This window comes from Streptococcus sp. 1621 (assembly GCF_013276615.1).
Classification (GTDB): Bacteria; Bacillota; Bacilli; order Lactobacillales; family Streptococcaceae; genus Streptococcus.
Genome location: NZ_VMLJ01000014.1, coordinates 19911 through 30346 on the forward strand (window position 1 = coordinate 19911; position 10436 = coordinate 30346).

Annotated in this window: 12 protein-coding genes; all 12 read left to right on the plus strand. The window is 43.8% G+C overall.

Going from position 1 to position 10436, the window contains the following annotated elements:
- Positions 1 to 160 precede the first annotated feature (160 nt).
- The 12 genes from treP (at position 161) to yidD (ending at position 10196) form a co-directional block, all read left to right on the plus strand.
- Positions 161 to 2128, plus strand: coding sequence for a PTS system trehalose-specific EIIBC component (gene treP, locus HT697_RS03885; RefSeq protein ID WP_173262221.1), 1968 nt, complete (start codon positions 161 to 163; stop codon positions 2126 to 2128).
- Between the two features lie 142 nt (positions 2129 to 2270).
- Complete coding sequence (treC, locus tag HT697_RS03890; RefSeq protein WP_173262224.1) at positions 2271 to 3896, plus strand: alpha,alpha-phosphotrehalase; 1626 nt, start codon at positions 2271 to 2273, stop codon at positions 3894 to 3896.
- 141 nt (positions 3897 to 4037) lie between these two features.
- A complete protein-coding gene (locus HT697_RS03895; protein WP_000364990.1) occupies positions 4038 to 4286 on the plus strand; it encodes a YneF family protein in 249 nt (82 codons plus the stop codon).
- Positions 4287 to 4486: 200 nt separating this feature from the next.
- Positions 4487 to 5281, plus strand: a complete 795-nt coding sequence (gene racE, locus HT697_RS03900; protein WP_000370376.1) for a glutamate racemase — start codon at positions 4487 to 4489, stop codon at positions 5279 to 5281.
- A complete protein-coding gene (locus HT697_RS03905) occupies positions 5278 to 6249 on the plus strand; it encodes a nucleoside-triphosphate diphosphatase (RefSeq protein WP_173262227.1) in 972 nt (323 codons plus the stop codon). Before racE ends, HT697_RS03905 begins: the two co-directional genes overlap by 4 nt.
- Entirely contained in the window at positions 6225 to 6746 is a 522-nt protein-coding gene (locus HT697_RS03910) for a metallophosphoesterase (protein ID WP_033676182.1), read from the plus strand. The genes HT697_RS03905 and HT697_RS03910 overlap by 25 nt, the downstream gene beginning before the upstream one ends.
- Positions 6743 to 7204 carry a cyclic-di-AMP-binding protein CbpB gene (gene cbpB, locus HT697_RS03915; RefSeq protein WP_078352865.1) on the plus strand — a complete coding sequence of 154 codons (462 nt, stop codon included), beginning with the start codon at positions 6743 to 6745 and terminating at the stop codon, positions 7202 to 7204. Before HT697_RS03910 ends, cbpB begins: the two co-directional genes overlap by 4 nt.
- Positions 7201 to 7935, plus strand: coding sequence for a site-specific tyrosine recombinase XerD (gene xerD / locus HT697_RS03920; RefSeq protein ID WP_345789526.1), 735 nt, complete (start codon positions 7201 to 7203; stop codon positions 7933 to 7935). Before cbpB ends, xerD begins: the two co-directional genes overlap by 4 nt.
- Complete coding sequence (locus tag HT697_RS03925; protein WP_173262233.1) at positions 7935 to 8663, plus strand: segregation/condensation protein A; 729 nt, start codon at positions 7935 to 7937, stop codon at positions 8661 to 8663. The genes xerD and HT697_RS03925 overlap by 1 nt, the downstream gene beginning before the upstream one ends.
- Before the next feature lie 18 nt (positions 8664 to 8681).
- Positions 8682 to 9251: an SMC-Scp complex subunit ScpB gene (scpB, locus tag HT697_RS03930; protein ID WP_173262236.1), complete on the plus strand. Its 570-nt coding sequence runs from the start codon at positions 8682 to 8684 to the stop codon at positions 9249 to 9251.
- Entirely contained in the window at positions 9238 to 9960 is a 723-nt protein-coding gene (locus tag HT697_RS03935; protein WP_001222228.1) for a pseudouridine synthase, read from the plus strand. The genes scpB and HT697_RS03935 overlap by 14 nt, the downstream gene beginning before the upstream one ends.
- Positions 9960 to 10196, plus strand: coding sequence for a membrane protein insertion efficiency factor YidD (gene yidD, locus HT697_RS03940; protein WP_173262239.1), 237 nt, complete (start codon positions 9960 to 9962; stop codon positions 10194 to 10196). The genes HT697_RS03935 and yidD overlap by 1 nt, the downstream gene beginning before the upstream one ends.
- Positions 10197 to 10436 lie beyond the last annotated feature (240 nt).

Below are 10436 nucleotides of genomic sequence, written 5' to 3' on the forward strand. Positions count from 1 at the left end.
GTCTAGTTTAATGAACACCTGTATCTATTTTACCATACAAGTTCCAGAAAAATGACGAAAAAATCCTCTTTTTACACAAAACAAGTTGCAGACAAGTTTGGTATCGTTTACAATAGAACTATCAAATCAAACTTGCTTTGACAAGTATAAGGAGAATCAAATGGGAAAATTTGAACAAGAAGCCAAAGATTTGCTTCAGGCAATTGGAGGCAAAGAGAATGTGACTGCCGTCACCCACTGTGCGACACGGATGCGGTTTGTTTTAGGAGATGATAAGAAGGCTAATGTTAAAGCTATCGAGTCAATTCCAGCTGTTAAAGGAACCTTTACAAATGCAGGTCAATTTCAGGTGATTATTGGGAATGACGTGCCCATCTTTTATAATGATTTTACAGCTGTTTCAGGTATTGAGGGTGTTTCCAAAGAAGCAGCCAAGTCAGCAGCTAAGAGTAATCAAAACGTGGTCCAACGTGTCATGACCACTCTGGCGGAAATCTTTACTCCGATTATTCCAGCCTTGATTGTTGGTGGATTGATCCTCGGTTTCCGTAATGTCTTGGAAGGTGTGCATTGGTCGATGTTAGATGGCAAGACCATCACGGAATCCTCACAGTTTTGGGCAGGGGTTAATCACTTCCTCTGGTTGCCTGGTGAAGCGATCTTCCAATTCTTGCCAGTGGGGATTACCTGGTCTGTCTCTCGTAAGATGGGAACCAGCCAAATCTTGGGAATTGTTCTCGGAATCTGTTTGGTATCGCCTCAGTTGCTCAATGCCTATGCAGTTGCCTCAACACCTGCATCAGAAATTGCAGCAAACTGGGTTTGGAATTTTGGCTACTTTACTGTTAATCGTATCGGTTACCAAGCCCAAGTTATCCCAGCCTTGCTTGCAGGTTTGAGTCTGTCTTATCTTGAGATTTTCTGGCGTAAGCATATCCCAGAAGTGATTTCTATGATTTTTGTACCTTTCTTGTCATTGATTCCAGCCTTGATTTTGGCTCATACTGTCTTGGGACCAATCGGTTGGACAATTGGGCAAGGACTTTCATCAGTTGTCTTGGCAGGTTTAACTGGTCCAGTTAAATGGCTCTTCGGTGCGATTTTTGGTGCCCTCTATGCTCCATTTGTCATCACAGGTCTGCATCACATGACCAATGCCATTGATACACAATTGATTGCGGATGCTGGTGGCACTGCTCTCTGGCCAATGATTGCTCTTTCTAATATTGCCCAAGGTTCAGCCGTATTTGCCTATTATTTTATGCATCGCCATGATGAGCGTGAGGCTCAGGTTTCACTTCCTGCGACCATTTCAGCCTATCTCGGTGTTACAGAACCAGCTCTTTTTGGGGTTAACGTAAAATACATCTATCCATTTGTAGCTGGGATGACTGGTTCAGCCCTTGCAGGCATGTTATCCGTTACTTTCAATGTAACGGCGGCTTCTATTGGTATCGGTGGTTTGCCAGGTATCCTATCTATTCAACCTCAATACATGCTGCCATTTGCAGGAACTATGCTAGTTGCGATTCTTGTTCCAATGCTCTTGACTTTCTTCTTCCGCAAGGCTGATCTCTTTACAAAAACAGAGGACGATACGGACTTGCAGGCAGAATTCGTTGCTCAAGAAGAAGCAGAATTTGTGAGTCATGAACCAGTAGAACTTACTCCAGTAGAAATTGTTAGCCCGCTGACTGGCCAAGTGAAAGAACTAAGTCAAGCAACGGATCCAGTCTTTGCTTCAGGTGTTATGGGGCAAGGTCTGGTCATTGAACCAAGCCAAGGTGAGTTGACTTCTCCAGTCAATGGGACAGTTACGGTTCTTTTCCCTACTAAGCATGCCATCGGTATTGTCTCTGACGAGGGGGTGGAATTGCTCATCCACATCGGTATGGATACAGTAGGTCTTGATGGCAAAGGATTTGAAAGTCTTGTAGCCCAAGGAGACCATGTCACAGTTGGTCAGAATCTGATTCGTTTTGATATGGATGTCATTAGGGCTGCAGGCCTGGTAACAGAAACTCCTATCATTATTACCAATCAAGATGCTTATACAGCTACCATCACTGGAACTTATCCGACAACGATCCAAGCTGGAGAAGATCTCATGGTCGCAACACGAATCTAATACTCTTCGAAAATCAAATTCAAACCACGTCAGCGTCGCCTTACCGTACTCAAGTACAGCNNATTTTCATTGAGTATAATTGAAATAAAACAAGCAGGGAAGGAACACAGGTGCCTCCCTTTTATCAGAAAAGGAGAAACAGATGACTCTTGATAAAGGAAAAGTAGTCTATCAAATCTATCCAAAATCTTACAAAGACACCACTGGCAATGGTATTGGGGACTTACGTGGGATTATCGAAAAAATCCCCTATTTAGCCAAACTAGGTGTGGATATGGTCTGGCTCAATCCATTCTATCCAAGCCCTCAACGGGATAATGGTTACGATATTTCAGATTATATGGCAGTAGATCCTCTTTTTGGTGATATGACTGATTTTGAGGAAATGGTGTGTGTTGGTAAAGAACACAAGATTGACTTTATGCTGGACATGGTCCTCAATCATTGTTCGACAGAGCATGAATGGTTTCAGAAAGCCTTAGCTGGGGACAAGTATTATCAAGACTTTTTCTTCATCCAAGACCAACCAACAGATTGGCAGTCTAAGTTTGGTGGCTCTGCATGGGCGCCCTTTGGGAATACAGGGAAATACTACCTTCACCTCTTTGATGAGACCCAGGCTGACCTTAACTGGCGCAATCCCAATGTCCGTAAGGAGCTTTTCAAGGTTGTTAATTTCTGGCGCGACAAGGGTGTCAAAGGTTTCCGATTTGATGTGATCAATTTGATTGGCAAGGATGAAGTCTTAGTGGATTGTCCTGAAAATGAAGGAAAGCCAGCTTATACAGACAAGCCTATCGTTCATGACTATTTGCGTATGATGAATCAAGCCACTTTTGGATCAGACGATAGCTTTATGACAGTTGGGGAAATGTCTTCTACAACCATGGAAAACTGTCTCCTCTATTCGTCGTCTGACCGTCAGGAATTATCCATGACCTTTAATTTTCATCACCTCAAAGTGGACTACAAAGATGGGCAAAAGTGGACCTTGGCTCCCTTTGATTTTGAAGAGTTGAAGAGTCTTTACCATAGTTGGGGTAAGGAAATGAGTGATAAAGGTGGTTGGAGCGCCCTCTTCTGGAACAATCACGACCAACCACGCGCTTTAAACCGTTTTGTTGATATTCAAAACTTCCGCAAGGAAGGAGCTACCATGCTAGCGGCTAGTATTCACCTTTCACGTGGGACACCTTATATCTATATGGGCGAGGAAATCGGGATGATTGACCCAGACTATGATTCTATTGCTGATTATGTGGATGTCGAATCGCTCAATGCCTATCAGATGCTCTTAGAGGAAGGGAAGAGTCAGGAAAAAGCCTTCCAGATTATTCAGGCTAAGTCGCGTGATAATTCACGAATTCCCATGCAGTGGGATTCTTCGGAAAATGCAGGATTTACAGTAGGGACACCTTGGCTCAAGGCGGGAAAATCCTACCCTCACATCAATGTAGAAAATGAAATTCAAGGTCCGATTTTCACCTTCTACCAAGACTTGATTCGACTTCGTAAAGGAATGCCTATCATCTCAGAAGGAAGTTACAAACCAGCCTTTGAAGATAGCAAACAAGTCTATGCTTTTGAACGCCATTATGAGGATCAAAAGTTACTAGTACTCAATAATTTTTATGTCACAGAAGTGGAAATCGATTTACCAGCAGCCTACCAAAATGGACAGATTTTGCTTTCAAACTATGAAGATGCAGAAGTGTCTGAAAAAATTCTACTCAGACCCTATCAAACACTGGCTATCTATGTAAATTAAACTTAGTAAGGAACCCTCTTTCGCAGAAAAGCAGGGTTCTTTTTGCTGTCTATTCCATCCCTGAAAGCGTAAAACAAACTAGTCAGGGTGGCTAGTTTGTGGTATAATGAAAGAGACTTAAAAAGAAACAGGAGAAATATGATGGATTTACTATTAGCAATTGTATTGATTGTGCTAGCTTTTCTAGGAGGAGCTCTTGGAGGAATGTACTTGGTTCGTAAGCAAATTGAAAAAGAATTTGCTGACAACCCACGTTTGAATGCTGAAGCAGTTCGTACTCTTTTGAGTGCAAATGGTCAAAAACCAAGCGAAGCTAAGGTACAACAAGTTTACCACCAAATCATCCGCCAACAAAAGGCAGCCCTTGCTAACAATAAAAAGAAAAAATAAATAAGGAAAAGTCTGGGATGAAAGTTCCAGACTTCTCACTATGTCGGCTAAGGGTTTAGGGATGAGACTTTTTCCTTGCATTCTATTGATATTTGATTATGATTAAGAGAGATAGTTGTTGAGTAGGCTATCATTCGGTTCATAAGGCTCAATAATCATAATGAACTATCAATCAGAAAAAAGACTAGAAAGAAGACTGTATGGATAATCGACCAATTGGTTTTTTGGATTCGGGTGTCGGGGGCTTGACCGTTGTGCGCGAGCTTATGCGCCAACTTCCCCATGAAGAAATCGTCTATATTGGAGATTCGGCACGGGCGCCTTATGGTCCCCGTCCTGCTGAGCAAATTCGTGAATATACTTGGCAGTTGGTCAACTTTCTTTTGACCAAGGATGTCAAAATGATTGTCATTGCTTGTAATACTGCGACTGCGGTCGTCTGGGAAGAAATCAAGGCTCAACTAGATATTCCTGTCCTAGGTGTTATTTTGCCAGGAGCTTCGGCAGCTATCAAGTCCAGTCAAGGTGGGAAAATCGGAGTGATTGGAACACCCATGACGGTACAATCAGATATCTACCGTCAGAAAATCCATGATTTGGATCCGGACTTACAGGTGGAGAGTTTGGCCTGTCCCAAGTTTGCTCCCTTGGTGGAGTCTGGTGCCCTGTCAACCAGTGTTACCAAGAAAGTGGTCTATGAAACCCTGCGTCCCTTGGTTGGAAAGGTAGATAGCCTGATTTTGGGCTGTACCCATTATCCACTCCTTCGCCCCATCATCCAAAATGTCATGGGGCCCAAGGTTCAACTTATCGATAGTGGGGCAGAGTGTGTACGGGACATTTCAGTCTTACTTAATTATTTTGAAATCAATCGTGGTCGCGATGCCGGACCACTCCATCACCGTTTTTACACAACAGCCAGCAGCCAAAGTTTTGCACAAATTGGTGAAGAATGGCTGGAAAAAGAGATTCATGTGGAGCATGTAGAATTATGACAAATAAAATTTATGAATATAAGGATGAACAGGACTGGTATGTCGGGTCCTATGGTATTTTTGGTGGCGTCCGGACGTTGACGGATGATGACTTGGATTTTCCTCTATTGGAGTTTGCCCAAAGATTTCGAGATGAGGATCGAGGTTTTCCTGTTTCTGTTACTGTTTTACGCTATGGTTCTCTCTACCGTTTATTGTCTTTTGTGGTAGATATCCTCAACCAAGAAATGGGACGAAGTGTGGAAGTCATCCAACGTCAGGGGGCTTTTCTCTTAGTTGAAAATGGGCAACTCCTGCATGTAGAATTGCCTAAAGAAGGTGTTGATGTAGAAGCATTCTTTGAGACAAACAAGGTCAGAGAAACCTTATTGATTGCGACTCGTAACGAGGGCAAGACCAAGGAATTCCGAGCTATCTTTGACAAGCTAGGCTACGATGTAGAAAATCTTAATGATTATCCAGATCTACCTGAAGTAGCTGAAACAGGCATGACCTTCGAAGAAAATGCCCGTCTCAAGGCAGAAACTATTTCTCAATTAACGGGCAAGATGGTTTTGGCAGATGACTCAGGTCTCAAAGTCGATGTCCTTGGTGGCTTGCCAGGTGTCTGGTCAGCTCGTTTCGCAGGAGTGGGAGCTACTGACCGTGAAAACAATGCCAAACTCTTGCACGAATTGGCCATGGTCTTTGAACTCAAGGATCGTTCGGCTCAGTTCCATACAACCCTAGTCGTAGCCAGTCCAAACAAGGAAAGTTTGGTTGTTGAAGCAGACTGGCCTGGCTACATTAACTTTGAACCCAAGGGTGAAAATGGCTTTGGCTATGATCCTCTCTTCCTTGTGGGAGAGACAGGCAAGTCCTCAGCTGAATTAACCCTTGAAGAAAAAAATAGCCAATCTCACCGTGCCTTAGCCGTTAAAAAACTTTTGGAGGTATTTCCATCATGGCAAAGCAAACCATCATTGTAATGAGCGATTCCCATGGCGATAGCTTGATTGTGGAAGAAATCCGTAATCGCTATGTAGGCAAAGTTGATGCCGTTTTTCATAACGGCGATTCTGAACTACGTCCGGATTCTCCCCTTTGGGAAGGCATCCGTGTTGTTAAAGGGAACATGGACTTCTACGCCGGCTACCCAGAACGTTTGGTGACTGAGCTTGGTTCGACCAAGATTATCCAAACCCATGGTCACTTGTTTGACATCAATTTCAACTTTCAAAAGTTGGACTACTGGGCTCAGGAGGAAGAGGCCGATATCTGCCTCTATGGTCACTTGCATGTGCCAAGCGCTTGGATGGAAGGCAAGACCCTCTTTCTAAATCCAGGTTCCATCAGTCAACCACGTGGGACCATCAGAGAGTGTCTCTATGCTCGTGTGGAGATTGATGATAGTTATTTTAAAGTGGACTTTTTGACACGAGACCATGAGGTGTATCCTGGCTTGTCCAAGGAGTTTAGCCGATGATTGCCAAGGAGTTTGAGACTTTCTTGTTGGGGCAGGAGGAAACTTTTTTGACCCCTGCTGAAAATCTAGCCGTGTTGATTGATACCCACAATGCGGATCATGCGACCCTCTTGCTCAGTCAGATGACCTATACCCGTGTTCCCGTTGTGACAGATGAAAAACAGTTTGTTGGGACGATTGGGCTCAGAGATATTATGGCTTATCAGATGGAGCATGACCTGAGTCAAGAGATCATGGCGGATACGGATATCGTTCACATGACGAAAAGGGACGTAGCGGTTGTCTCGCCTGATTTTACCATTACGGAGGTCTTGCACAAGCTGGTAGATGAGTCCTTCTTGCCGGTTGTGGATGCGTCAGGAATTTTCCAAGGGATTATTACGCGCAAGTCTATCCTCAAGGCAGTCAATGCCCTCTTGCATGACTTTAGTAAGGAATATGAGATTCGATGCAAATGAAAGACAGGATTTCAGCCTTTTTAGAGGAAAAGCAGGGTTTGTCTGCCAATTCCAAGCAGTCCTATAAGTATGATTTGGAGCAATTTTTAGACATTATAGGAGAGCGGATTTCTGAGACCGGTCTCAAGATTTACCAAGCCCAACTAGCCAATCTAAAAATCAGCGCCCAGAAGCGAAAGATTTCGGCCTGTAATCAATTTCTCTACTTTCTCTATCAAAAAGGAGAGGTGGACAGCTTTTACCGCTTAGAATTAGCTAAACAAGCTGAAAAGAAGACCGAAAAGCCAGAACTGTTAGACCTAGACTCTTTTTGGCAGGAAAGCGACTATCCAGAGGGTCGCTTGCTAGCGCTCTTAATCCTAGAAATGGGACTCTTGCCAAGTGAGATTTTAGTTCTAAAGGTTGCGGATATCAATCTGGACTTTCAAGTGTTGAGAATCAAGAAGGCTTCCCAACAGAGGATTGTAACTATTCCCACGACCTTGCTTTCAGAGTTGGAACCCTTGATGGGCCAGACCTATCTCTTTGAAAGGGCAGGGAAAGCCTATTCTCGTCAGTGGGCCTTCCGTCAGCTAGAGTCCTTTGTCAAGGAGAAAGGTTTCCCAACCTTATCCGCTCAAGCCCTACGGGAACAGTTCATTCTCAGACAAATAGAAAACAAGGTCGATTTGTACGAAATTGCAAAAAAATTAGGATTAAAAACAGTCCTGACCTTAGAAAAATATAGATAATGGATATTAAATTAAAAGATTTTGAAGGGCCCCTGGACTTGCTCTTGCACCTGGTTTTTAAGTACCAGATGGATATCTACGATGTGCCCATTACGGAAGTTATCGAACAGTATCTAGCCTATGTCTCAACCTTGCAGGCCATGCGTCTGGAAGTGACGGGTGAGTACATGGTTATGGCCAGTCAGCTCATGCTGATTAAGAGCCGCAAACTCCTTCCAAAGGTGGCAGAAGTGACCGACTTGGAGGATGACCTGGAGCAGGACCTTCTCTCTCAAATCGAAGAATACCGCAAGTTCAAGCTCTTGGGTGAACACTTGGAAGCCAAGCACCAAGAACGGGCCCAGCACTATTCCAAAGCGCCGACAGAGTTGATTTACGAAGATGCGGAGCTTGTTCATGACAAGACGACCATTGACCTCTTTTTGGCTTTTTCAAATATCCTAGCCAAGAAAAAAGAGGAGTTTGCACAGAATCACACGACTATCTTGCGGGATGAGTATAAGATTGAGGACATGATGGTTATCGTGAAAGAGTCCTTGACTGGACGAGATCAATTGCGCTTGCAGGATTTGTTCAAGGAAGCCCAGAATCTCCAAGAGATCATTACCCTCTTTTTGGCAACCCTAGAGTTAATCAAAACCCAGGAGCTGATTCTTGTGCAAGAGGAAAGTTTCGGAGATATTTATCTCATGGAAAAGAAGGAAGAAAGTCAAGTGGCCCAAAGCTAGACTTGATAGAGAGGAAAGATGAGTACTTTAGCAAAAATAGAAGCGCTCTTGTTTGTAGCGGGTGAAGATGGGATTAGAGTCCGCCAGTTAGCTGAACTCCTCTCTCTGCCACCGACAGGCATCCAACAGAGTTTAGAAAAATTAGCCCAGAAGTATGAAAAGGACCCAGATTCCAGTTTGGCTCTGATTGAGACAGGGGGCGCTTATAGATTGGTGACCAAGCCTCAATTTGCAGAGATTTTGAAGGAATACTCTAAAGCACCCATCAACCAGAGTTTATCTCGGGCTGCCCTTGAGACCTTGTCCATCGTTGCCTACAAACAGCCCATCACACGGATAGAGATTGATGCCATTCGTGGGGTCAACTCGAGTGGGGCCTTGGCAAAGTTGCAGGCCTTTGACTTGATACGAGAAGATGGGAAAAAAGAAGTGTTGGGACGCCCCAACCTCTATGTGACTACAGATTATTTCCTAGATTACATGGGGATAAATCATTTAGAAGAATTACCAGTGATTGATGAGCTTGAGATTCAAGCCCAAGAAAGCCAATTATTTGGTGAAAGGATAGAAGAAGATGAGAATCAATAAGTATATTGCCCACGCAGGTGTGGCCAGTAGGAGAAAAGCAGAAGAGTTGATCAAGCAAGGCTTGGTGACGGTTAACGGCCAAGTGGTACGTGAACTAGCAACCACTATCAAGTCAGGCGACAAGGTCGAAGTTGAAGGCCAGCCTATCTACAACGAAGAAAAGGTCTATTATCTGCTTAACAAACCACGCGGTGTCATTTCCAGTGTGACAGATGACAAGGGCCGCAAGACTGTTGTCGACCTCTTGCCCAACGTGAAAGAGCGCATCTACCCTGTAGGTCGTTTGGACTGGGATACATCAGGTGTCTTGATTTTGACCAATGATGGAGATTTTACGGATGAGATGATTCACCCTCGTAATGAGATTGACAAGGTTTATGTCGCGCGTGTTAAAGGTGTGGCCAATAAGGATAATCTCCGCCCCTTGACTCGTGGACTTGAGATTGATGGCAAGAAAACCAAGCCAGCTGTCTATGAGATTCTCAAAGTGGATCCAGTCAAAAACCGCTCAGTAGTGCAGTTGACCATTCATGAAGGGCGTAACCACCAGGTTAAAAAGATGTTTGAAGCTGTTGGTCTCCAAGTAGATAAGTTGTCTCGGACTCGTTTCGGACATCTAGATTTGACAGGTCTCCGTCCAGGAGAATCACGTCGCCTTAATAAAAAAGAAATCAGCCAACTACACACCATGGCTGTAACCAAGAAATAATGAAACGAATTTTAATAGCGCCTATGCGCTTTTACCAACGTTTTATCTCACCAGCCTTTCCCCCCTCTTGTCGCTTTGAGCCGACTTGTTCAAACTACATGATTGAGGCTATTGAAAAACATGGCTTCAAGGGTGTTTTGATGGGCTTGGCTCGGATTTTACGTTGCCATCCCTGGTCGAAAACAGGTAAGGACCCCGTACCGGATCATTTTTCTTTAAAGAGAAATGCAAAATAATACTCAATGAAAATCAAAGAGCAAACTAGGAAACTAGCCGCAGGCTGCTCAAAACACTGCTTTGAGGTTGTAGATAAAACTGACGAAGTCAGCTCAAAACACTGTTTTGAGGTTGCAGATAGAACTGACGAAGTCAGTAACATATATACGGCAAGGCGACGTTGACGCGGTTTGAAGAGATTTTCGAAGAGTATAAATTGGATTCTAATGTATAAAACACAGATAGATGATACTTGGTAT